Origin of the sequence: Pseudomonas sp. NPDC088368, assembly GCF_044753445.1 — a bacterium.
GTDB classification, from domain to species: domain Bacteria; phylum Pseudomonadota; class Gammaproteobacteria; order Pseudomonadales; family Pseudomonadaceae; genus Aquipseudomonas; species Aquipseudomonas bambusae.
Map to the genome: position 1 here is coordinate 152,720 of NZ_JBIVNG010000015.1, position 23,455 is coordinate 176,174.

19 protein-coding genes and 1 other RNA gene are annotated in these 23,455 nt (G+C 61.5%); 13 read left to right on the forward strand and 7 right to left on the reverse strand.

Annotation, left to right across the window (positions count from 1 at the left end; all coding sequences use genetic code 11):
- Positions 1–12 precede the first annotated feature (12 nt).
- From ligA to ACIQAL_RS28340, 6 genes are all read left to right on the forward strand, one after another.
- Positions 13–2,376 carry an NAD-dependent DNA ligase LigA gene (gene ligA, locus ACIQAL_RS28315; protein WP_401151296.1) on the forward strand — a complete coding sequence of 788 codons (2,364 nt, stop codon included), beginning with the start codon at positions 13–15 and terminating at the stop codon, positions 2,374–2,376.
- Positions 2,377–2,717: 341 nt separating this feature from the next.
- Positions 2,718–3,884, forward strand: a complete 1,167-nt coding sequence (locus ACIQAL_RS28320; protein ID WP_401151299.1) for a putative zinc-binding metallopeptidase — start codon at positions 2,718–2,720, stop codon at positions 3,882–3,884.
- Positions 3,885–4,050: 166 nt separating this feature from the next.
- Entirely contained in the window at positions 4,051–5,856 is a 1,806-nt protein-coding gene (locus tag ACIQAL_RS28325; protein ID WP_401151301.1) for a putative bifunctional diguanylate cyclase/phosphodiesterase, read from the forward strand.
- A gap of 144 nt (positions 5,857–6,000) precedes the next feature.
- An RNA gene (gene ffs, locus ACIQAL_RS28330) (signal recognition particle sRNA small type) lies at positions 6,001–6,097 on the forward strand.
- A 155-nt stretch (positions 6,098–6,252) separates the two neighbouring features.
- Complete coding sequence (locus ACIQAL_RS28335; RefSeq protein ID WP_401151304.1) at positions 6,253–6,714, forward strand: hypothetical protein; 462 nt, start codon at positions 6,253–6,255, stop codon at positions 6,712–6,714.
- A gap of 6 nt (positions 6,715–6,720) precedes the next feature.
- Complete coding sequence (locus ACIQAL_RS28340; protein ID WP_401151307.1) at positions 6,721–8,682, forward strand: hypothetical protein; 1,962 nt, start codon at positions 6,721–6,723, stop codon at positions 8,680–8,682.
- Positions 8,683–8,698: 16 nt separating this feature from the next.
- Here the strand turns inward: ACIQAL_RS28340 and ACIQAL_RS28345 are convergent, their stop codons facing one another.
- Together ACIQAL_RS28345 and ACIQAL_RS28350 are read right to left on the reverse strand one after the other, a co-directional pair.
- Positions 8,699–8,923 carry a hypothetical protein gene (locus ACIQAL_RS28345; RefSeq protein WP_166597869.1) on the reverse strand — a complete coding sequence of 75 codons (225 nt, stop codon included), beginning with the start codon at positions 8,921–8,923 and terminating at the stop codon, positions 8,699–8,701.
- Between the two features lie 126 nt (positions 8,924–9,049).
- Complete coding sequence (locus ACIQAL_RS28350; protein WP_401151310.1) at positions 9,050–10,381, reverse strand: hypothetical protein; 1,332 nt, start codon at positions 10,379–10,381, stop codon at positions 9,050–9,052.
- A gap of 485 nt (positions 10,382–10,866) precedes the next feature.
- Between ACIQAL_RS28350 and coaA the strand changes: the two genes are divergently transcribed.
- The 3 genes from coaA (at position 10,867) to ACIQAL_RS28365 (ending at position 13,535) form a co-directional block, all read left to right on the forward strand.
- Positions 10,867–11,793 (forward strand): type I pantothenate kinase, encoded by a 927-nt coding sequence (coaA, locus tag ACIQAL_RS28355; protein WP_166597867.1) that lies wholly within the window; start codon positions 10,867–10,869, stop codon positions 11,791–11,793.
- A complete protein-coding gene (locus ACIQAL_RS28360; RefSeq protein WP_341958903.1) occupies positions 11,793–12,161 on the forward strand; it encodes a Rap1a/Tai family immunity protein in 369 nt (122 codons plus the stop codon). The genes coaA and ACIQAL_RS28360 overlap by 1 nt, the downstream gene beginning before the upstream one ends.
- A gap of 150 nt (positions 12,162–12,311) precedes the next feature.
- The gene (locus ACIQAL_RS28365) at positions 12,312–13,535 is read left to right on the forward strand and encodes a nitrate/nitrite transporter (protein ID WP_401151314.1); all 1,224 of its coding nucleotides are present in this window, start codon (positions 12,312–12,314) and stop codon (positions 13,533–13,535) included.
- A 55-nt stretch (positions 13,536–13,590) separates the two neighbouring features.
- On the opposite strand, the gene ACIQAL_RS28370 is transcribed toward ACIQAL_RS28365, so the two are convergent.
- The 4 genes from ACIQAL_RS28370 to ACIQAL_RS28385 form a co-directional block, all read right to left on the reverse strand.
- Positions 13,591–14,427 (reverse strand): PhzF family phenazine biosynthesis protein, encoded by an 837-nt coding sequence (locus ACIQAL_RS28370; protein ID WP_401151317.1) that lies wholly within the window; start codon positions 14,425–14,427, stop codon positions 13,591–13,593.
- A 111-nt stretch (positions 14,428–14,538) separates the two neighbouring features.
- Positions 14,539–15,036, reverse strand: coding sequence for an N-acetylmuramoyl-L-alanine amidase (locus ACIQAL_RS28375; protein WP_401151320.1), 498 nt, complete (start codon positions 15,034–15,036; stop codon positions 14,539–14,541).
- A gap of 128 nt (positions 15,037–15,164) precedes the next feature.
- A complete protein-coding gene (acpA, locus tag ACIQAL_RS28380) occupies positions 15,165–16,886 on the reverse strand; it encodes an acid phosphatase (RefSeq protein WP_401151323.1) in 1,722 nt (573 codons plus the stop codon).
- A gap of 315 nt (positions 16,887–17,201) precedes the next feature.
- Positions 17,202–17,972, reverse strand: a complete 771-nt coding sequence (locus ACIQAL_RS28385; protein ID WP_401151326.1) for a substrate-binding periplasmic protein — start codon at positions 17,970–17,972, stop codon at positions 17,202–17,204.
- A 155-nt stretch (positions 17,973–18,127) separates the two neighbouring features.
- Here ACIQAL_RS28385 and dnaX point away from each other — a divergent pair, with 155 nt between their 5' ends.
- The 4 genes from dnaX (at position 18,128) to recR (ending at position 22,669) form a co-directional block, all read left to right on the forward strand.
- Positions 18,128–20,269, forward strand: a complete 2,142-nt coding sequence (gene dnaX, locus ACIQAL_RS28390; RefSeq protein WP_401151329.1) for a DNA polymerase III subunit gamma/tau — start codon at positions 18,128–18,130, stop codon at positions 20,267–20,269.
- A gap of 66 nt (positions 20,270–20,335) precedes the next feature.
- Positions 20,336–20,662, forward strand: a complete 327-nt coding sequence (locus tag ACIQAL_RS28395; RefSeq protein ID WP_166597859.1) for a YbaB/EbfC family nucleoid-associated protein — start codon at positions 20,336–20,338, stop codon at positions 20,660–20,662.
- A gap of 306 nt (positions 20,663–20,968) precedes the next feature.
- Entirely contained in the window at positions 20,969–21,997 is a 1,029-nt protein-coding gene (locus tag ACIQAL_RS28400) for an NADP-dependent oxidoreductase (RefSeq protein ID WP_401151333.1), read from the forward strand.
- A gap of 69 nt (positions 21,998–22,066) precedes the next feature.
- Entirely contained in the window at positions 22,067–22,669 is a 603-nt protein-coding gene (gene recR / locus ACIQAL_RS28405; protein WP_166597857.1) for a recombination mediator RecR, read from the forward strand.
- Positions 22,670–22,896: 227 nt separating this feature from the next.
- Here recR and ACIQAL_RS28410 read toward each other — a convergent pair whose 3' ends face one another.
- Positions 22,897–23,445, reverse strand: a complete 549-nt coding sequence (locus ACIQAL_RS28410) for an adenine phosphoribosyltransferase (protein WP_401151336.1) — start codon at positions 23,443–23,445, stop codon at positions 22,897–22,899.
- Between the last annotated feature and the right edge of the window lie 10 nt (positions 23,446–23,455).

The window sequence follows — 23,455 nt, forward strand, 5'->3', positions numbered from 1 at the left end:
GAGAACACACTTATGAACGCCGCCGAACAACGCATCCTTGAACTGCGCGCAGAGCTGGATCTTCACAACTACCGCTACCATGTCCTCGACGAGCCGAGCATTCCGGACGTCGAATACGATCGCCTGTTTCACGAACTCAAGGCGCTGGAAGCGGAAAACCCGCACCTGGTGACCCCGGATTCGCCGACTCAGCGCGTCGGCAGTGCGGCGTTGTCGGCGTTCACCCAGGTACGTCACGAAATCCCTATGCTCAGCCTCGGCAACGCCTTCGAAGAAACCGACTTGCGCGAGTTCGACCGTCGTGTGAACGAAGGCCTCGACCTCCCGGTGGGCGACCTGTTTGGCGCAGGGGCCAAGGTTGAATACAGCTGCGAACCCAAGCTCGACGGCCTGGCCGTGAGCCTGCTCTATCAAAACGGCGCACTGGTGCGCGGCGCTACCCGTGGCGATGGCACCACCGGCGAAGACATCAGCGTCAACGTCCGCACCGTGCGCAACATCCCGCTCAAGCTGCACGGCAAGGGCTGGCCGGAAACGCTGGAAGTGCGGGGCGAAGTGTTCATGTCCAAGGCAGGCTTCGAACGCCTCAACGCCAGCCAGCTGGAAGTCGGCGGCAAGACTTTCGCCAACCCGCGCAACGCGGCGGCGGGCAGCCTGCGTCAGCTTGACTCGAAGATCACCGCCAACCGCCCGTTGGAATTCTGCTGCTACGGCATCGGCCAGGTGTCCCACGACGTCGCCGACAGCCACATCGGCAACTTGAAACAGTTGAAAGAGTGGGGCATGCCCATCAGCCGCGAGCTGAAAGTGGCGGATGGCATCGAAGACTGCCTGACGTATTACCACGACATTGGTGAGCGTCGCCTGTCGCTGCCCTATGAAATCGACGGCGTGGTGTTCAAGGTCAACAGCGTCGCCTCCCAGCGCGAACTGGGCTTCCGCGCCCGCGAACCGCGCTGGGCCATCGCCCACAAATTCCCGGCCATGGAAGAGCTCACCGAATTGCTGGACGTGGAGTTTCAGGTGGGTCGTACCGGCGCTGTGACGCCCGTGGCGCGTTTGAAGCCGGTGAAGGTCGCAGGTGTGACCGTCGCCAACGCGACCTTGCACAACATGGACGAAGTGGCACGTTTGGGCCTGATGATCGGCGATACCGTGATCATCCGCCGTGCCGGTGATGTGATCCCGCAAGTGGTGCAAGTGGTGATGGAGCGTCGTCCTGAAGACGCACGCCAGGTCGAGATTCCGCAGACCTGCCCGGTGTGCGGTTCGCAGGTCGAGCGCACGCAATTGATCAAACGCAGCAAGGGCAAGGAAACTGTCAGCGAAGGCGCGGTGTACCGCTGCGTCGGGCGTCTGGCCTGTGGCGCGCAACTCAAGCAGGCGATCATCCACTACGTGTCCCGCCGGGCGATGGACATTGAAGGCCTGGGCGACAAGACCATCGAGCAATTGGTGGACGAAAAGCTCATCGGCTCGCCCGCCGACCTCTACAAGCTCGAATACGATCAGATCATCGACCTGGAGGGCTTCGCTGACATCTCAAGCAAGAAGTTGCTCAAAGCCATCGACGACAGCAAAAAGCCGACGCTGGCGCGCTTCATCTATGCGCTGGGCATTCCAGACGTGGGCGAGGAAACGGCCAAGGTGCTGGCGCGCTCGCTGGGGTCTCTGGAGAAGGTCAAGGTCGCGCTGCCGGAGGTGCTGACGTACCTGCCGGACATCGGCCTGGAAGTGGCCCACGAAATCCACAGTTTCTTCGAGGACGACCACAACCAGAATGTCATCGGCGCATTGTTGGGCGAGTGCAAGATGCAATTGCAGGACGTCGGCGAGCTGGGGGCGGAGTTTGCGGCCAGCGCGACGTTGGGCGGCATGCTCGACAAACTGAACATCCCGTCGATTGGACCGGGCGGCGCGCAGAAGCTGGCCGACAAGTTCGGCACGCTGGAAGGCGTGGTCAAGGCCGACTGGCTGGACATGCGCCAGACCTTGCCGGAAAAGCAGGCGCAATCTGTCAGAGCCTTCTTCGATGTGACCGAGAACGCTGACCGCGCCCTCCAGATCGAGCAGCAGCTCAAAGACTTCGGCATGCACTGGCAAAGCGAGAAAAAGGTCGTCGAAGGCCTGCCGCTGACCGGCCAGACCTGGGTGCTCACCGGCTCACTGGAACTGATGAGCCGCGACGTCGCCAAGGAAAAACTCGAAAGCCTCGGCGCCAAAGTGTCCGGGTCGGTTTCCGCCAAGACCCACACCGTCGTGGCCGGACCGGGGGCGGGATCTAAGCTGACCAAGGCCAACGAGCTGGGGTTGAAGGTGCTGGATGAAGAGGGGTTTGTGGCGTTTCTCAAGAAGTACGACGTCGCAGTCGAGTAGTTGCGCTCGCTGCGTGCGCGGCGTTGAAATTGGCACCGACCTACCGACCTACCGACCTACCGACCTGTAGGAGCGCACGAGCCGAGCGAGGCCGCGATCTGGCGCTCAGCGGCAGCAAAACCGGTATGCGCGGTGTGTCAGCCACACCGCAACCGGCCCATTGACGACTGCTGCGCAGCCGATCGCGGCCTCGCTCGGCTCGTGCGCTCCCACAGGGGGAATGTGTGACTCGCGGGGCAGTTAAAACCGGGTTTTCATGACAGATTTAACCCTTCAGAAAATATCCGGAACCCCCGCAACCGCCCGTGATCTAGTGCTTGCAGCCCACTCAGGAGATCGCCATGTTCCAGTTCTTCGAACAACTCAGCACACGGATCGCGGCGCCTTTCGCCGGTGAAAGCAAGCGCAACAGCAAGGTCTGGCAGTGCCGCTGCGGACAGTCGGTGTTTTTCCGCAACAGCCAGTGCCTGGCCTGTTCGGCTGCCCTGGGTTATCTGCCGGAACAAAGTAAAATCGCGGCCCTGGAACCCGGCGCCGATATCAACACCTGGCGCCTGAGCGACGAGCCAGACGCCGGGCTGTATCGCCGCTGCGCCAACCTCGACACCCCGGCGGCCTGCAACTGGATATTTCCTGCGCACAATGCTGGCGAGTTCTGCGTGGCCTGTAGCCTCAATCGCACCATTCCCGACCTGTCCGTCCCGGAAAACCCTGAGCGCTGGCTGAAGATCGAAACCGCCAAGCGGCGTCTCGTCGCGCAACTGATTACCCTCGGGCTGCCCGTCATCCCTAAAACGGTCGATGAAGAACGCGGGCTGGCGTTTGAATTCCTCGGCGTCGATCTGGACGGCAACCTGCCGACCACTGGCCACGCCAATGGCCTGATCACCCTCAACGTCGAAGAAGCCGACGACGCCATTCGTGAGAAGGTTCGCGTGCAGATGCACGAACCCTACCGCACGTTGCTCGGGCATTTCCGTCACGAAGTGGGGCATTACTACTGGGACCGTCTGATCGCCAACACCTACTGGCAGGACGGTTTCCGCAATCTGTTCGGCGACGACCGCGCCAGCTACGCCGAGGCCCTCGATCATCATTACCAGAACGGCGCCCCGTCCGACTGGCAGCAACACTACGTCAGCGCCTACGCCACCATGCACCCGTGGGAAGACTGGGCCGAAACCTGGGCGCACTACCTGCACATGATGGACGCCGTTGATACTGCACTCAGCCTGGGCATGAGTGCCCGGGACATGGACCTCGACTACCAGCCTTTTGAGCTGAACACCCTTTACGACCCGCAACATCCGGGCGGGCCGTCCTTCCTTGCGTTCGTCAATGCCTGGATCGAACTGGCGGGCATGCTCAACGAACTTTCTCGCGCCATGGGGCAACAGGATTTCTACCCGTTCGTGTTGCCACCTGCGGTCATTACCAAGTTGCATTTCATCCATTTGGTCATACAGGGTGCAGGCGGCAAGGCAGATGAGGTGTTGCAGGTGCAGTGACCCCTCCAACTGAGGGGTAAGGCCGTTTGACTGCAACTTTGCGACGGCGGTTGTGTCATCACCGCCGGTCTGCGAATGCCTGCACGTCGCTGAATCTGATGCTACTTTCCCTCAACAATATCGTTTTGATACTAGTGGCACAGAGCAGTTGCAAAGGGATTCGCATATGGCCAATAGCGCTCCAACTCCGTCAAACGAGGCCTCGCGTCTGTCCCGAATTCAACACATGGGGCTTCTCGATTCAGGCTCGGACGAAGTGCTCGATCACATCGTCGCGATGGTCACTCATTATTTCGACGTGCCCATCGCGCTGGTCTCCATCGTCAGTGAACACCGGCAATGGTTTCGCGCAGGCGCCGGTCTGGATGAGCGGGAGACGCCTCGGGAAATCTCGTTCTGCGCGTATTCGATCCTTTCCCACGACGTGTTCCAGGTGCCGGACGCCCGGCTTGACGAGCGCTTCTGCGACAATCCGATGGTCACCGGCGATCCGCACATCCGCTTCTATGCCGGTGTACCGCTGGTCACCGCCGATGGCCTCGCCCTTGGCACGCTCTGCATCATCGACCACAAGACCCGCCCACCCCTCGATGCCCGCGACATCACCATGTTCGAGATGTACGGCCAGTTGGTGATGAAGCGCCTGAATAACCTGCGTAAGGCCAGTTACGTTGACCAACCCACGGGGCTGTTCAACCGCCTGCGTCTGGAGGAAGACATCATCGCGCTGGCTGACCGGGACGACCACGCATTGGTAGCGCTGGACATGGTCAACCCGGTGTTCCTCGACAGCATTATCAAAGCGCTGGGCTACAGCTTCGCCCAAGAGTTGGTGCGCTGCATGATCGACAGCTGCCGTGAGCAATTGCCCCCCGACACCGCGCTGTACAAAGTCAGCCCGACGCGCATCGCGTTGGTCATGCGGCACGGCGGCCCGGAGCAGGCCGAACTGCTGTTTCGCAGACTGATCAAGCATTTTCAGCGCCCGTTGATCTGCCGCAACATCCCGATTCAGATGGACCTTGGTATCGGCGTTTTGCCGCTGGGCCTGGGGCGTTGTGACGAAAAGGACTGGATTCGTCTGGTGGTCAGCGCCGCCGACGAAGCGCGAGGCAAGTCCACCGGGTGGCGCTGGTACGAACCGCACCTGGATTTCGCGCAGCAGCGTGCGTTCCTGCTGCTCGCTTCACTGGCCGACGCGGTGCGCAGCCCTGATCAGCTGTCGCTGGTGTATCAGCCAAGAATGGAAGTGAGCACCGGGCGCATCGTCACCGTCGAGGCGCTGCTGCGTTGGCAGCATCCGGTGCTCGGGCCGATCAGTCCCGCTGAATTTATCCCCCTGGCGGAGAAGACGGCGCTGATTCGCTCGCTCAGCCTCTGGGTACTTCGTCATGCCGTGGAACAGGCACGAACCTGGCAGCGGCAGGGCTACGCGTTCAAGGTCGCGATGAACGTCTCGGCCATTGATCTGGCAAATTCGCAATTCAGCGATGCGCTGTTCGAACAGCTCGCCATCAGCGAGCTGGACCCCGGCCGTTTCGAACTTGAATTCACCGAAAGCGCACTCTGCGACAACCCCGACATCACCCGCCAGCAACTCGAACGCCTGCGCGCGCTGGACATCGACATTGCCATCGACGACTTCGGCACGGGCTACAGCAACTGGACCTACCTGCGCCAACTACCCGCCACCACGGTCAAACTCGACAAATCGCTGGTGGAAAACCTCGACGCCAATGAAAAGGATCGGCGCCTCGTCGAAGCCATCGTCGACCTCGCCCGGCGCCTGGGGTATCGCGTCGTCGCAGAAGGCGCCGAGACCGAAGATGTCTATGAAATCCTCTGCCAGCTCGGCTGCCACGAAGTGCAGGGCTACCTCGTCGCACGGCCCATGACCGTCAACGCGCTGGAACACTGGATGAACGGCGAGCGCAACAACAAGGTCCGACAACTGCGGGCGCTGTCCCACTGAGACCGGCGGGACGGGCACTCATGCCTTGCACACAAGTGCTTGAGCCCTCTCATATTTTTTTATCTGAAACGAGAGGTTGTAACTTCGCGTCAGACCGGTACAATGGCGCGGCTCGCCGACTGGCGAGTGTCGTTATGGTGACCCCATCGGTCCCCCCGCAACGATTACCCGTTAACCTGGTCAGGCCCGGAAGGGAGCAGCCACAGCGGGAACATTGTGTGCCGGGGTGTGGCTGGTGGGGTTGCCTCCTTATTCAAGGTCTTGAGCTCTCAAGGCTGTCTGGCGAATTTCACGTCCTCTTTCTCCTATCATTGTCTCCATCGTTGTCTGTCCACCCATTCGGCCTCGGCGCTGAACAGTGGCATACTCCCTTGCCTGAAATCATGAGGTAGGGCAGTGGACAAGATTGACGACCTGACCCGGCGCAAACTTCGGGAATGGCAGATGCGTCGCTTGGAACTCAAGGACCAAATGCAGTCGCACCCCGAGCAGACGCTTGAGCTGTCGAAGGTGCTGGACCTGATGGACGAGGAGCACGCGGCGATTCTGGCCGGTGCGACGTCTGTGCCGTCGAAGCCTGAACCCGAGTCTGAGTTGGCGCAGGCATCCACCGCTGTTCAACCCGAACCAACCGACAGCACACCTCCATTTGCCGCCCCCGCGTTCGACCTGAACCTGCGCGTCACCGCTCACTCCCGCGAGGGCTTGCGAAAGCTGCTGGAGATGGCGGTGTACGAACTGCGCGAGCAGGTCGATAACGCGGCCACCGACGAAGCCCGGTCCTGCCCCGGCGGCATGTCCGGCACGTTGGGCGACTATGAATACACGCTCGACATCCACTGCCTTTCCAAGCCCTGAGACGCCATGCAACCGGAACATTCCGATTTATCCACGCCGGTCTTTCTGCCTGTCACATCGGTGACCTGTGAAGCGCTGAAAGCCGACGGTGCCACTGCCCTCGACACGCTTACTGACCCGGAATTGGCCGCCGTGCTGGTCATCCAGAATCTGGCGCAGATGAGCGAAAAGGACCTGAGTGGCGCGGCGGCGGAGAAAATTCTGACGCGGCTGATCGCGTGGTCTGTCACGGGTCAACATTCAACAGGCACGGGCTTGCTGTCGGAAGCGCGGCGCTTGTTCGATCCGGGCCAGCTGTATTTCGGGCTGGAGGCGATCAAAGGCCTGAACCTGCGTCTGCTGCTGGCCGAGGAAGTGGCAGCGCGGGAGTACCTGTTGGCCGATGGCCAATGGGACACCGAGTACAAAATTCGTCATCAGCGAAACAACGATCCGTTCAGCCAGCAGATGGTGACGCCACGCTTTCGCGAGCGCTGGTTGAGTGCGGCGCAGGACAAGCTGGTGCGAACCTTTCGCGCCAACCTCGATGAAGACCTGCACGTGCAGGGCTATGCCGGGATCGGCAAAAGCCATTTGCTCGGCGTGTTGATCGAGTGTCTGCGGCCCGAGAAAACGCTGTTGCTGGCGCGCACGCCGGCGAAGCTGAATACCCTTCGCGAGCGGTTGAATCATGGCAAGGGCAAGGCACCCGGTTCGACCTTCAAAGCCTTCGCTCAAGCGTTGCTGCGCGGTCCGCAATCTCAACCCGAACGTGCGCCGGCCAAAGGCCCCACCCGGCAGGATCTGGCTCAGGAGTTGAATATCCTGGGCTTTCGCGACCACGGCGCCCAGGCCACCCTCGACATCTGCCTGAAGGTGCTGGAGCTTTATTGCCAGTCGTGGGATCGCAGCTTGTCGAGCAAACATCTGCCGCATTTCAGTCAGCCGCTTGGCGGTCTGGAACTTCAAGTAGTGCTGGAATACGCCAGTCGGCTGTGGGTCTGGCTGGAGGCGCACCCGGCTTGGGCGAGTCAGACCGGGTTCGAAGCTCTGTGGATGATCAAACGGGCGAATCTGGAGGGCTGCGTGATGCCCGACCGTTACACCCACGTGCTGATCGACGAGAGCCAGGACATTCCGCCGTCGTTGTTGCAAATCATCGAGCGCGGTCGGCAGGTGCTGATCACCCTTGGCGACGAGTACCAGCAGCCGGGCAGGGTGATGGTCAAGCGCGAGCGCAGGGTTCGACAGACGGACATCAGCTACTCGGTCCGCTCCGGCCGTAACGTCGAACGCCTGGTCAATCCGCTGATCTACCAGCACTCCGAGAAGGGCAAGGTGCCCTTCGAAGGCACCCGCGATGCGGACGTCACGATTGTGGAGTATCCACAAGGGTTCGTGCCGCCGGAGCGTTGCGTGATCCTGACTGCCTCACCTTGGGACACGATGCGCTGGGCCATCGAGTTACACGGCTCAAACAGTCCGTTCGGGTATCCGGACGACACGACGCGGCGCAGTTTTGAACACTTCATGACCACGGCCGTCGGTTTGTCAGACCCGGACTTCTACGCACCGGAACGCAGTGCCGATGGGCTGCATCCCTATTTCAGCGACCTGACCGATTGGGCGCAGGTGCATGAGGCCAACCGGTTCGACGAGTCGTTTCTGCAGGTCGAAGCCTTGCTCAAGAACAAGGATTTCCGCATGGCCGACGTGACCCGCCTGAGCCGACTGGTCGGCGACCCGGACAAGCGCTGCCTGTTGATGCAGGCCGATGAGGCCGGTGGGATGGAGTTCGATGAGGTGCTGCTGACGCCGGAATTGCTGACCAACGTGAAATTCAAGGACGCCTACGCGTTCGATCAGCGCATCTGCGCGGTGTACATCGCGATCTCACGGGCCAAACGTCAGCTTTACGTGCCTTACGACGTGGTGGAGTGGATCGAGTACCACCAGTACCAGAAATACCGCGAGTCTCACGGTTACTGAGGATGGCGCTCGCCGCTCAGCGTCGATACCTCGGTCGCGATGGGCCACCTGCACGGTCACTGGCGAACTGCTTCCCGGCGGCCGTGCGCTCGGCCACCACGCAGCCATCCTTGACCGACACCGCGGCATAACCTTGATCGCGCAAATAGAGCAGCGCGGTGAAGTCCAGCGGATTGACGCGGGAGGCGACTTCATCGGTCAGGGTGGCGAGCAGTGCGATAGCCAGGGATTCAAGCCGCATCGGGGGTTGCCTCTGGTTGCGAGTGAGTTAGTGGCTATTTGTCACCACGGCTCAAACCAGAGTTCCATTTATTTTCGGCCTCGTATGAAAGGCTTCCGAACCCGCGCTCAGAAGCCGTTTCTCGTATCAGGTGCCGGGAATTGCGTCCTCATGCAGCAATTTCGCAATGGTTGCGCTGACACCGTGCCCCTCCCGAATCAGCGTCGCGAACCGGTGCAGCATCTGTGGGCCGGTGTCATGGAGCAGCGCATCGCACAGCAGCCGTTTGACCGGCCCGTTCTCTGGAGGTGCTTCGTCAGCAAAGGGTGGGGCGGGCATGAGCGCGGTCAGACGCGCGTAAACATCTGCGCCCGGGGTGTCTTCGTCGATGCCGAACAGGTCGCTGAAGAGCATGCCCAGCGTGCCGGCAGGTTGGTAATTGGGCCGGTCCCACTTTGGGACGTCCGTGCTTTGCTTTTCGATCTTTTCGAGGTTCCGACGGATCTTGCCAGGAATCGTGGCCGTCGCGCGGGCTTCGGAGTAGTAGACCATTCGGGCGAGACTGGCAGCGTCTTTGACGTTTTTCCAGATGACGTACCAGATCTGCGAAACGCTGTGGGTTTTCAAGCCTTCGCGCAACGTGCTCCTGATTTCGTCGAACTGGGATGCGTCCAGATCGTGATCGAATGCGCTGCACTTGTCCGCCAGGTAACTCATGGCGTCGGCACTGGCGAAATCCAGCCAGAGGTTGAACAACGCCAACCCGTCGCTGTACTCCCGGTCCAGTTGGCTGCGCAGGATTGCCGTGCTCGCCTCCGGCTGCCGGTCGGGCGCCAGGGTGTAGACGACCTGTCGGGTTCGAATCACCAAATGGCCATCGAGCAAGAAATACGTGCCGGGTGCGGCCAGGCGCGGAACCTCGCGCAACACGTCCGCTGTTACAAGCCGTTCGATAAATCGGTCGGCGTCGGCAGGCACCAGCGATGTGCAGTCGTCGACGGTGAACGCCCCGTCGGTCAGTCGGGGTGACAGGGCCGCGTTGAGCGCCAGCAGCAGTAAAGCCTGATCGTCTTTCAACTGCGCGTAATCGATCTCGTGGTTCGGAAGCTGGGCGATGTAAGCGTTGAGCTGGACGTCAAGCGCTGCGGTGGCGGCGGCCTGTGCTTCGCGGTCCTTTTGATCCTGCAGGACTTGGCAAGCGGGGCACGGGCGGATGGACTTTTGTGGAAACTTCTTGGCCAGTGAACGGCTTTTGACCTCCATGATCGCGCCGCAGTACCGGCAGGTCAGGTTTTCATCGAACGCACGACACCATTCCCTGACATGCCCTGCCAGCGAGCCGCTGTGGGCGATGTCCCGAAAGGGCACCAGATCGATCACTTTTTCCTTGAATTCCCCGTCTTCGGTCATGGCCCAGTAGCGAACGGCCAAGGCCTTTTCTTCAGGGTCACTCGTGAGCATTTCGAGCTTGATTGGCATCGCTGGGATCAATCCATTGTTCATGATGAGTTGAATGACAGGCGTTGTCGGCGTTATGCAGCGGCCCCGCCTGCAGAGCGGCCGAAACAACAAGTAACGACCGCCTTCATCATCCTTGGACGGAGGTTGGGATCGCTGTCAGTCAAGGATGGCGTGAGTTGTAGTCCGGGTCCGTTAACTGTCCTGTTCAGGTGTGGGAATCTGTTCGCTTGGTGTGCGCGCACGGATAAACGTCTGAGATTCTGCTGAAACGATTCGGGAGCGGCTGGGCGTGGTGCACGAGGTTTCGCACCTGAGCATCGAATACAGGAGGGCGTGAAACGGATTAATTGAGAGTGGCTTGATTTGGCGCAATGCGCGGGATTGAAACACCGTTTTCCGCGCCAATAATGCGTGGGAAATCAAAGAAATCTGCCCTGTTTTTGGGTCAATACGATAGTCTTCGCACCATTGTCGATACGGACACCTGGATTGGAAGGCTATAGATGGCGCCTGATGACTATCTCGTAATGACCAGCGCGGAATGGGCGGGGCTGCGCGCCAGCACGCCACTGACTTTATCCGAAGAAGATCTGGCGGCATTACGGGGCGTAAACGAAGATATTTCCCTGGAAGATGTCGTCAATATCTATCTTCCGCTGTCGCGCCTGATCAACTTGCACGTCAACGCGGCCCGCAGTCTGGCCAGCATCAAGGACACGTTCCTCGGTCGTCCGGCGAAAAAGCAGACGTACGTGGTGGCCGTTGCAGGCAGCGTTGCCGTGGGCAAGAGCACTTTCGCCCGTGTGTTACAGGCGCTGATGGCCCGCTGGCCCGATCATCCGCGGGTCGATCTGGTCACCACCGACGGCTTTCTCCACCCCAATGCCAAGCTGGCAGCAGGGGACATCATGCACCGCAAGGGCTTTCCGGAAAGCTACGATCGCAAGCGCATGGTCAAGTTTCTTTCCGACCTCAAGGCTGGCATTCCGGTGATCAGCGCGCCGGTGTATTCGCACATCAGCTACGACATCGTGCCGGACAAATTCATCGAGATCAGCCAGCCGGACATCCTGATTTTCGAAGGGCTGAACGTTCTGCAAACCGAAGGCAACGACGGTCAGAAACCGGGCAGCATCGTGTCGGACTTTTTCGACTTCTCGATCTATCTGGACGCTGCCGAGGGCGACATCGAGCGCTGGTACGTCGAGCGGTTTCTGATGCTGCAACAAACGGCGTTTCGTGCGCGTGGTGCTTACTTCCGCGAACTCGCTGACTTGCCTCCCGAGAAATCCCCCGACGCGGCGCGCAAGATCTGGCGCGACATCAACCGGCCGAACCTGCTGGAAAACATCCTGCCAACCCGCGAGCGCGCGAGTCTGGTGGTGCGCAAGGCGGCGGATCATTCGGTCAAGGAATTGTGGCTGCGCTGATGCTCAAACCCGTCCTGTTCGCTTCGGCGCTGTTCGCCCTGTGTTGCAGTGCATCTGCCCTGGCGGACGGCAATACGCTGTTGCTCGAATGCCAGGACGGGATCGCCAGCATGAGCGGCGGGGCGGCGAAAAATCCCGTGGGGATCGGCCATTGCGTCGGCGTGCTACAAGCCACCATCGACACCCTTGATCTTGTCCACGAAGCGGGCGGCACGCCGAAGCTGGTGTGCGTGCCCGAAGGCGGCATTCCGATGGTTCAGTCGATGCGCATCGTGGTCCAGTCACTGGAAGAACACCCGCAAAGCCTGCATTTGAATGAGTCCGTGCTGGTCACCGCTGCTCTGAAAAACGCCTTCCCTTGCCAATAAACGTCACGCCGCGAGCGTGAACGCCATCAACGTCTAGAGTTGATGGGCCAGTCTGATTTGTTGGCGAATTCTCCTACATCTATAAGCCCATCTTCAGCCGGTTTGAAGGTGCGTTTCTGGTACTTGCCTGGAAAAGAAAGGACGCTGACCATGCGCATCAATGCGTTGATCGTGGTGCTGCTGACCGGCCTGGTCGCAGCCACCTTCGGTTTCGGAATTTACCTGTTTGCCCAGTTGGTGCCGGACATGCGCGCCAGTCTGGGCTTCGACATTTCCTACGTGGGCACCCTGACGGCTGCCGGGCAATTCGGCTATCTGACGTGCGCGTTGGTAGCTGCCTGGTTGACGGCGCGGCTCGGCGGCGGCTGGGTGATTTTTGGCTCTGGCGTGGTGTGCGCCTTGGCGCTGATCGGACTGTCGATGGCCCAGAGTGTGCTGCTGATCGGCGTGCTACTGACCGTCTTGGCGGGCACGGCGGCCACGGTGTTCGTGCCGATGGTCGATGTCATCTCGCGCACGGTCGCTTACAAATACCGCGGCATGGCCATGGGATTGGTGTCCAGCGGCACCAGCTACGGCGTGTTCGTCAACAGCCTGTTGGTGCCGCTGTATGCGCCGCAGGGCGAATGGCGCACCGTGTGGTGGATCGTCGGGCTGATCACCGCCGTGTTGGCCGTCGGCGTGCTGATCGTGTTCAAACGTGCGCGGCTGTTCGTCAACACTTCCCACGCCACTGCTGCGATCGATCCCACAGCGAAGGTCGGAAAAGCGGCAATGTTGCAACCGTGGGTGCTGATGGTCTGGGCGATGAATTTCCTGCTCGGTTTTTCGACCTTTCCGTTCCAGAACTACCTGTCGTCCTACTTGCGCACCGAACTGAATTTCGACGTGACCTACACCGCGCAGATCTGGGCCAGCATCGGTTTCGTCGGCATGTTCGCAGGCCTCGCAGTGGGCTGGCTGTCGGATCGCATCGGACTGCGCATCACCATGATGCTGGTGTTCGTCTGCGTCGCGCTGGCGTCGTTGATCCTCGTCGTGCACCCGGCCGGGTATTGGCCACTGGTGGCGGGGGTGCTGTTTTCCATCGCGTTCTACCCCATCTTCGGGCTGATCCCGGCCTACGTCTCGAAAATGGCCGGCACGGCTGCGTTGGCCGTCACCATTTTTGGCGTGGCGAACATCATGCAAGGGGTGGGCGGCATGCTCGGCAACTTCAGCGGCGGTGTGCTGGCAAGTTTCAGCGGGACGTTTTTGGGGCTGTATGTGGCGATCGGGCTGGTGGCGCTGGTGATGGCTGGGCTGGCGTTGCGGTTGCCGAGGGAAGGAAAGGAGCTGCCGTCGGATGACACACCGGTTCCTGCGGGCGTCTGACCGGGTGATGTCAGGACCGGCCGCAATTTATCGCGGCCCGGTCGTTTGAGAAGGGCTACAACGTCACTCGACCCACCACACAGGGCTGCACATCGCCACCGACCCAAATCCGCTCGCCGATCTGTTCGATGTGGATTCGCCCCTTGTGCCCAATCACCGTGCCTTGGCGGGCGGTGTACGCGCTTGGCGCCAACCCTGCGCCAATCAGCCATTGCGCCAGGCTTGCGTTGAGGCTTCCGGTCACCGGGTCTTCCGCAGCGATGTCACCGATCAGGGCGCGCACTTCGAAATCGGCCTCGGCTTCAGGTCCGGTCCATGGCGCAACGACGCCGACATTCATGCCTTTCAGGGCGGGGTAATCCGGTTGAATCGCCAGCAATTCTTCGCGGCTTTCGAGCAGGATCGCGACCCAGCCGGGGCCATTGTCGGCCCATTGGCTGGCAACGATGCGCTCGGGCTTAATCTGCAATCCCGCCACGATAGCGTTGAGCACCTCGGCTTCCACCGGACCGCTGCGTTTCAACGGGGGCGCGGCGAACGCCAGGCGGCCGCCATTGCGACGCAGGCGAACCAGCCCCACGCCGCATTCCTGAACCACTTCATCGCCCTTGGGAATGCCGCCGTTGTCGAGCCAGACGAAACAGCTGCCCAAGGTCGGGTGCCCCGCGAACGGCAGCTCGCGGGTGGTGGTAAAGATGCGCACGCGGTAGTCGGCGTCGGGGTGGGTGGGGCGCAGCAGGAACGTGGTTTCGCTGAGGTTGGTCCAGCGGGCGAACGCGGCCATCTGCGCGTCCGTCACGTCATCGGCGGCGATCACTACGGCCAGCGGATTGCCCTCGGTGGCGGCGCTGGAAAAGACATCGACCTGCTGAAAACTCAGTGGTTGGGGCACGGTACTCTCCTGTTTATGCGGTGGGCGCGGTCACTCTAGGCAGGAGCGACCACGCTGTACAGGCACAGATCCACGCTCATTCCCGGCCAATGTGTGTGGTCTGCAGAGACGTCACCCGGCCAGTTCGCGGCCCGATAACCAGGCGGTCACATCGAACGAGGGACAGGCCTTGATGAACTCATCGGCGCTGATGATGCCGTCGCCATTGCGGTCCGGTGACAGGTCTCGATGGCCCAGGATGCGGGCGTCGGGATAGCGTTTGCGCAGGTCGTCCAGCAGTTGTCCCAAGGCGGCGAATTGCGCGGTGGTGAAGGTGTTGGCGGGTTTCCCGGCTGCGTCCAGGCCTCCGGCCAGGCATATGCCGATCGAGCGTGAGTTATGGCCTTTGACGTGAGCGCCGACGGCTGTCTCCGGGCGACCGGTTTCCACGGCGCCGTTGCGGCGGATGACATAGTGGTAGCCCACCGTATCGAAGCCACGCTGGACGTGCCATTGAGTGATCTCCCTCACGCCGATGTCGTGCGTGGGACGAGTCGCCGAGCAGTGGACCACCAGCAGATCGGTGGCCGTGCGAAAGGTCGGTTTATAAAGGGGAGGTGATGCGTTCATGGTATTGCTTCCTTGCAAGGTCAATAGGAACCCTGAAGGAATACGCAAGGAGGGCGAAGGTCAATTACGCAAACGTTGCAGAACGTCTCTATGACGGCTGCAACGTTGCGAAGAGGGCCGAGCTTCGATCAGGCCGGGAAGTGCAGCGCGTTGGTCAGGTCGCCCATGGGCGTTTGGCCACGGGCGATCATCGCGTTGTCGCGTTCGGTGAGGCCGTCGAGTTTTTCCAGGCCGTGCACACGGGTGATCAGGCGCAGGATCGACGCCGTGTCATAGACCGTGTGGTCCACGGTGCCCTTGCGGGCGAACGGCGAAACGACGAGGGCCGGAACCCGCGTGCCCGGACCCCAGCGATCACCTTTCGGCGGTGCCACGTGGTCCCACCAGCCGCCGTTTTCGTCCACGGTCACGACAACCACCATGTTTTTCCATTGCGGGCTGTTACGCAGGACTTTCAGGGCGCGGTCGATATGACGGTCCCCGGCGGCCACGTCGGCGTAACCGGCGTGCATGTTCAGGTTGCCCTGTGGCTTGTAGAACGTCACGGCAGGCAGCTTGCCCGCCTCGGCGTCGGCGAGGAACTTATTGGTGCTGGCTTCATCCCCCAGACCGCCGTCGCGCAGACGTTTCTTACGCTCGGACGGGTTCTCCGGGCCTTGCTGCTTGAAGTAGTTGAACGGCTGGTGGTGGTACTGGAAGTTCGGGATCTTCGGGATGCCCGTGGAATCCTTGTACTCGTCCAGGGTCACCTGCCAGGCCCCGGCGTACCAGGCCCAGTCGATGTCCTTTTTCGACAGCTTGTCGCCGATGTGATCGTGGCTCTGGGGCACCAGCACGTTGGCCAGGTTTGGCTGTGAGTAGTCCGGTTTTTCCTTGTCGCGCAGCCAGGTCGGCCAGTAGGGCGGGGCCATGGTGTTGACCGCATAGCCGTCCGGCGTCAGGGCGCTGGGGCCGAATTGCGGCGGGCCGGACATCGCGCTGGCCGGGGATTTTTCCAGCGGCTTGAGGCGGTAGTCCAGCGGATCGCTGCTTTCGAGGGTGGCGATTTGCGACTTGGCGGCAGAATTTGCGGCGTCCGGGTAGAACGGCGCGCGGGCGGAAATCAGGTACTGGTGATTCAGGAACGAGCCGCCGAAGGCGCCCTGGAAGAAGTTGTCGCAGAGCACGAACTCGCGGGCGACGTCCCACAGGCGCAAGGAATATTGGGTCTGGCTGTAATAGCCCATGGTCAGGCCACCGGAATCGGCCCACGCCACGAAGGCATCGTTCTTACCGGCGTTGATCTGCATCTGGTTTTGGTAGAACACGTGCCACAGGTCACGGGTGACCAGGCCCAGCGGCAGGTCTTCGCCGGACGGCCCCTTGAGGGCGTACGGCGCGTTGGGCAGGTTTTCCTGATATTGCACGCCGGTGGCGTAGGTGACGCCGTCGAGGCTTTGCGGGCCGATCTGGCATACGCCCCCCCAGGCTGGCGGCAAGTTGTCGAGAACCTTGCCGTCGCGGTCGCGCTGGCGGAAGTCGTCCTTTTTGACGGCGGACAGGGGTTTTTCCACGCCTGGGAAATCGGCGAACAGATTGTTGAAGCTGCGGTTTTCCGCGTAGATCACCACGATGGTTTTGACGTTGTCGTGCAGCGCCTTATCCAGATGAGGCCCGCTCAGCGTGTTTTCCAGCGCGGCGGCATCGCCGCCTTTTTTCGATTCGCTGGCTGAGACGACACCGCTCAGCGTCGCACCCGCGCCCAGCACGGCGACACCGCCCAGAAAGCGGCGACGGCTGGTGTCCGTGGGGCTGTCGGTCGAAGTTTCAGGGGTGGACGGTTTGCTTGGGTCTTGAGGTGTGTCGCTCATCACGGCTCCTGCTCACAGAACTGAAGTGTTGCGAATTATGTCGAGCGAGCCTAATCCTGCAATGTGACGGTATTGCTACAGGCTAGGAGGTGCAGGGTTGAGCCCTTTCACCCTTTTGTCATGACGCACACAAACAGAAAGGCCTGCGCGGACCTGTGGGGTTGCGATGACCTGTGGGAGCGAATTCATTCGCGAAAAGTCGGCGCGGCCAACAGATCTTCATCGCCTGAACGATCATTCGCGAATGAATTCACTCCTACGGAAGGCCGCGGTCATCCTGCGACACCGCAGTGTGACTTTGGGATCAGCAAAGGCTTACGGCATCGCGGGCCCATCCACGGGCAACCCGGACGAGGTGCTGTAGCGGCTCATGATCCGGTCGATCTCGCCGGACATGCGCATCCTCAACAAAATTCGCATCAACCGCTGCGCCGGAATGTCGGTGTCGTTGCGCACGATGCAGCCCACCGGTTGCTCGTCGATCACCGCCACGCCGCGCAGCTTCTGGTCGTCTGGCAGGTTACGGTTGAACCAGTCCAGCGACCATTGATTGCCGACCGCGTAGCGATAGCGATGAATCTGAAGCTTCTGTAGGACCTGGACTTCACTGCGGGCATCGTCGCGGCGCAGGGTGTGGTTGTCGAACGCGGTCTGCAAGGTGGGGTAGGCGTAGCCCAGCACCGTGCCGATGGTTTCGTTCGTCAGGGTGTCGGGCGTTCGCGGGGTGGCGTTGTCCGGGGTGCTGATCAACAGGTCTCGCTGAATCAACAGCGGCAGGCTCCAGGTGTAATCCCCGGACAGACTGGGCATCCACGACTGCGCCGCATAACAGCGCACGTCAATGGCGCCGCGCTCCAGCGTGCGTTGCACACGTTGGATGGGCACGACGCGGTATTCCGCCGTCAGATGGGCGTGGGCCGCCATGCTTTGCATGATGTCGAAGATCAACCCGCTGGTGGGCTGATGATCTTCGATCTGCACCAGCGGCATGGCCCACGCATCGGCAATGGAAAACCGCAACGGCGTTTCTTCGGCCACGACCGGCCCGCTCACCAGCCACACAACGCTCAATACCCTTAGACGCATAGGGTCCCCTTCAAGAGCCAATCGGTGCCATCGAGCAGTGATGGCAGTCTAGCGGCAGATCCTTTATATGCGCGCACTCATATTGCCCGGATGCAATTTTGGCCCCGCTCCGCTAGCATTAGCGGTCTTCCGCATCCCAGTCGCGACGGTTTTCAATGAGTTATCAGGTTCTTGCACGTAAATGGCGTCCGCGCTCGTTCCGCGAAATGGTCGGCCAGACCCATGTGCTCAAGGCTTTGATCAACGCCCTGGACAGCCAACGCCTGCACCACGCCTATCTGTTCACCGGCACGCGGGGCGTCGGCAAGACCACCATCGCACGGATCATCGCCAAGTGCCTGAACTGCGAAACCGGCATCACGTCGTCGCCCTGTGGCGAATGTTCGGTCTGTCGGGAGATCGACGAAGGCCGTTTCGTCGACCTGATCGAGATCGACGCCGCGAGCCGCACCAAGGTCGAAGACACCCGCGAACTGCTGGACAACGTGCAGTACGCCCCGAGCCGCGGACGCTTCAAGGTCTACCTGATCGACGAAGTGCACATGCTCTCCAGCCACTCGTTCAACGCCTTGCTCAAGACGCTGGAAGAACCACCGCCCTACGTCAAATTCATCCTCGCGACCACCGACCCGCAAAAACTGCCCGCGACCATCCTGTCGCGCTGCCTGCAGTTCTCGCTGAAAAACATGACGCCCGAGCGCGTGGTCGAGCACCTGACCCACGTGCTGGGCGCTGAAAACATTCCGTTCGAAGACGACGCGCTGTGGCTGCTGGGCCGCGCCGCCGATGGCTCGATGCGCGACGCCATGAGCCTCACGGATCAGGCCATCGCGTTCGGTGAAGGCAAGGTGCTGGCCACCGACGTTCGGGCGATGCTCGGCACGCTGGATCATGGCCAGGTCTATGACGTCCTCACGGCGCTGATCGATGGCGATGCGCGCTCGTTGCTCGAAGCCGTGCGCCATCTCGCCGAACAGGGGCCTGACTGGAACGGCGTGCTGTCGGAAATTCTCAACGTGCTGCACCGCGTGGCCATCGCCCAGGCACTGCCTGAAGGCGTGGACAACGGTCATGGCGACCGCGATCGGGTCTTGGCACTGGCGCAGGCGCTGCCCGCCGAAGACGTGCAGTTCTATTACCAGATGGGCTTGATTGGCCGTCGCGACCTGCCTTTGGCGCCGGACCCGCGTGGCGGTTTCGAAATGGTGTTGCTGCGCATGTTGGCGTTCCGCCCGGCCGACAGCGACAACGCGCCGAGACAGCCGCTAAAGTCAGTGGGGATCAACCCGGCCACGGTTGATTCCCAGACAGCGGTGGCCGGTGCAGCCCCTGTTGCGTCGGTTCCGGCTTACATCCCGGCGCCCGTTGCGCAAGCCCCTGTCGCGACCCCGCCTCCCGTGGAAACACCGGCCCCGGTCGCAGCCGCTGTCCAGCCGCCCGCTCCGGCGGAAGAAGTTGATCTGCCGTGGAACGAGCCCAAGGCTACGCAGCCGATCAACACTCCCGCGCCGGAACCCGAGCCGGTCGCAGCGCCCGTTGTCGAAGCCATTCCCGAGCCGGTCCTGGATACCGTGGCCGAACAGCCCGACCTCACGCCGATGCCGACGCCCGCCCCGGCGAGCCCGGTCCCGGATGCACCGGAGGTGGAATCCGAAGCGCAGCTGCAAGCCGCTGCCGAGACCGTCACCCCGGCGATGCTCGAACACGTGCCCGATGCTGTGTCGTATGTTCCCGCGCCCATGGAGCGCGACGACGAGCCGCCACCGGACGACGATTATTACGAACCGGACGTGGACATCGATCCTGCGTCGTTCGCCTATCTCGATGATTTGGCTCACGACGCAGTCGAGGCCGTGGAGAAAGAGCCCGAACTGCTGCCGGCCGCCAAGCCTGCCACAGGCCTGGCCGCAGACTGGCTCGACCTGTTCCCGAAACTGCCGATTTCCGGCATGACCGGCAGCATCGCCGCCAACTGCACGCTCATTTCAGTGGACGGCGACAACTGGCTGTTGCACTTGGACCCAGCCCACAGTGCGCTGTTCAACCCGACGCAACAGCGCCGTTTGAACGACGCGCTGAACCAATACCACGAACGCACCCTCAATCTGACCATCGAGCTGATCAAGCCCGAACAGGAAACCCCGGCCCAGGCGGCGGCGCGTCGGCGTGCCGATCGTCAGCGCCAGGCGGAGGCGTCGATTCAAAGCGATCCGTTCATCCAGCAGATGATGCAGCAGTTTGGCGCGATCATCCGGGACGATACGATTGCCCCCGTGGATGCACCGGCGACCCCTTAATGACCGCGAGGCGCTAAGCTTTAACAGCGCCGCGCAACGACCCATCGACTTTCGAGGAGAACAACCATGATGAAAGGTGGCATGGCAGGCCTGATGAAGCAGGCCCAGCAAATGCAGGAAAAAATGGCCAAGATGCAGGAAGAACTGGCCAATGCCGAAGTGACCGGCCAATCCGGTGGCGGTTTGGTCAGTGTGGTGATGACCGGTCGCCATGACGTCAAGCGCGTGAGCCTGGATGACAGCCTGATGCAGGAAGACAAGGACGTTCTCGAAGACCTGATCGCCGCGGCCCTCAATGACGCCGTGCGCAAGATCGAAGCCGCGAGCCAGGAAAAAACCGCCAGCATGACCGCCGGTATGCAACTGCCGCCGGGCATGAAACTGCCGTTCTGATCGAACGGTCGTTGCGTCACCCGAATGCCAGGCCTCGTGCCTGGCATTTTTGTGCGTGGGGTCACCGATTCCTCAGTTTGTCCACGACCTGTAGCAGCGAATTCCTTCGCGAATAATGGTTCGGCCACTGCAGGTGTGCTGGATGTACCGGCGTCTCGTCGGAATGCCGCCCAGCGTGAATTCGTGTCGACAGGAGTCTGCGGCGACTCGCAGTATTGCGTGTGCCATATTGAGCGCCCACATCCAACCGAACGCCGCCCGACAGCCACGGTCTGCTTTTTATAGCCATTCAAGGAGCCGCTCCCGATGTCGCATGAACTGATCCTCAACCAGCGTATCGTCCTCGCCTCACGCCCCGAAGGCTCGCCGACCCCGGAAAACTTCCGACTCGAACGCGAGGCGTTGCCCGACCTGCAAGACGGTCAGGTTCAACTGCGCACGCTGTACCTGTCCCTCGACCCTTACATGCGCGGTCGCATGAGCGATGCGCCGTCCTACGCGCCACCGGTGGAAATCGACGGGGTGATGGAAGGCGGCGCGGTCAGCGTGGTCGAGCAATCGCGCAACCCTGCATTCAACGAGGGTGATCTGGTCGTGGGGCAGACCGGCTGGCAGACCCACAGCATCTCTGACGGCAAAAACCTCATGGCCATGCCCAAAGACCTTCCCAGCCCGTCGATGGCGGTCGGGGTGCTCGGCATGCCGGGCATCACCGGCTACATGGGGTTGATGCACATCGGCCAACCCAAGGCCGGTGAAACCCTGGTGGTGGCTGCGGCGTCCGGCGCGGTGGGTTCGGTGGTGGGCCAGGTCGCCAAGCTCCACGGCCTGCGCGTCGTGGGCATTGCCGGGGGCATCGACAAGTGCCGTTATGTAATGGACGAGCTGGGCTTCGACGCCTGTATCGATCACAAGAGCCCGCACTTCGCCGAACAGCTCAGCGAGGCTTGCCCCAGCGGCATCGACATTTATTTCGAGCTGGTCGGCGGCAAGATTTTCGAAGCGGTGATCCCGTTACTCAACCAGCATGCCCGCATTCCGCTGTGCGGCGTCATTGCGCAATACAACGCCCAACGCCTGCCGGACGGCCCGAATTACCTGCCGCTGCTGATGCGCACCTTACTGACCAAACGCGCGCGGATTCAGGGCTTCATCGTTTACGAAGAGTATTATCACCGCCTGGACGAATTCATGCGCGACATGGTGCCGTTGGTGAAGGACGGCAAGGTCAAGTTCCGCGAGGACGTGGTCGAAGGCCTGGAACATGCGCCGGATGCCTTCATCGGCATGCTGGAGGGCAAGAACTTCGGCAAGCTGGTGGTGAAGGTGTCCTAAGCGCCATTTGACGCTTGTCAGAGGCGCGGGTATAAACCGCGTCTCGTGTTTTTGTGAGACTTTTCTTCAATGAGCTTCAGCCCCCTGATTCGCCAGTTGATCGACTCCCTGCGCATCCTGCCCGGCGTCGGTCAGAAAACCGCCCAGCGCATGGCGTTGCAGTTGCTAGAGCGTGATCGCAGCGGTGGCTCGCGGCTGGCTCAGGCATTGAGTCAGGCCATGGAAGGTGTCGGTCACTGCAAGCAATGCCGCACGCTTACCGAAGACGAACTTTGCCCGCAATGCTCGGACAACCGCCGCGATGACACGCTGCTGTGCGTGGTGGAAGGACCGATGGACGTGTATGCGGTGGAGCAGACCGGTTATCGCGGTCGCTACTTCGTGCTGAAGGGGCACCTGTCGCCCCTCGACGGGCTCGGGCCCGAGGCGATTGGCATCCCGCAACTGATGACGCGGATCGAAGAGCAGGGCACCTTCGCGGAAGTGATCCTCGCCACCAACCCCACCGTGGAAGGCGAGGCGACGGCCCATTACATCGCGCAACTGCTGACCGACAAAGGCCTCATCACCTCCCGCATCGCCCACGGCGTGCCGTTGGGCGGCGAGCTGGAGTTGGTAGACGGCGGGACCCTGGCGCACTCGTTTGCAGGGCGTAAGCCGATCAAGCTTTGAGGCCGAGCCAGACCGCTGTTGATTCTGGCCGCAGGCCGTGGGAGCAACCGGGGTGGCGCTCCACCTTGCTCGCGATCGGCTGCGCAGCAGTCGTAAAACCTGTGTTCGCCGTCTGCCTGACACCGCCGAGGTGTCAGGTTTTGCTGCCGCTTTGCGACAGATCGCGAGCAAGCTTGCTCCTACGCCCTCCGGGCAGAATCAAGATCTGATCCGCGGCGTCGCGGGTTTTACTTATCGCTCAACGCAAACTGCGTCAGGCAAAAGGTCGGGATTTCCATGTCTTCCAGCCGCTGAGACCCGCCCAGTTCCGGGAGGTCGATGATGGCGGCGGCTTCGTGGACCTTGGCGCCCATGCGGCGGATCAGGTTGGCGGCGGCGACCAGCGTGCCGCCGGTGGCGATCAGGTCATCGAACATCACCACCGAGTCGCCGTCGCACAGACTGTCGGCATGGACTTCCAGAAACGCCTCGCCGTATTCGGTCTGATACCCCTCGGCCAGCACGTCCGCAGGCAGCTTGCCTTGTTTGCGAAACAGCACCAGCGGCTTGTTCAGTTCGTACGCGATGATCGAGCCGATGAGAAAACCCCGCGCATCCATCGCGCCGACGTGGGTGAATTCCGATTCGATGTAACGCTGGACGAAGCTGTCGATCACCAGGCGCAAGGCCTTGGGCGACTGAAACAGCGGGGTGATGTCACGGAAGATGACGCCGGGCTTGGGGAAGTCCACGACCGGGCGGATGAGGGATTTGAAGCTGAATTCGTCGAAAATCATCGAAAGGTCC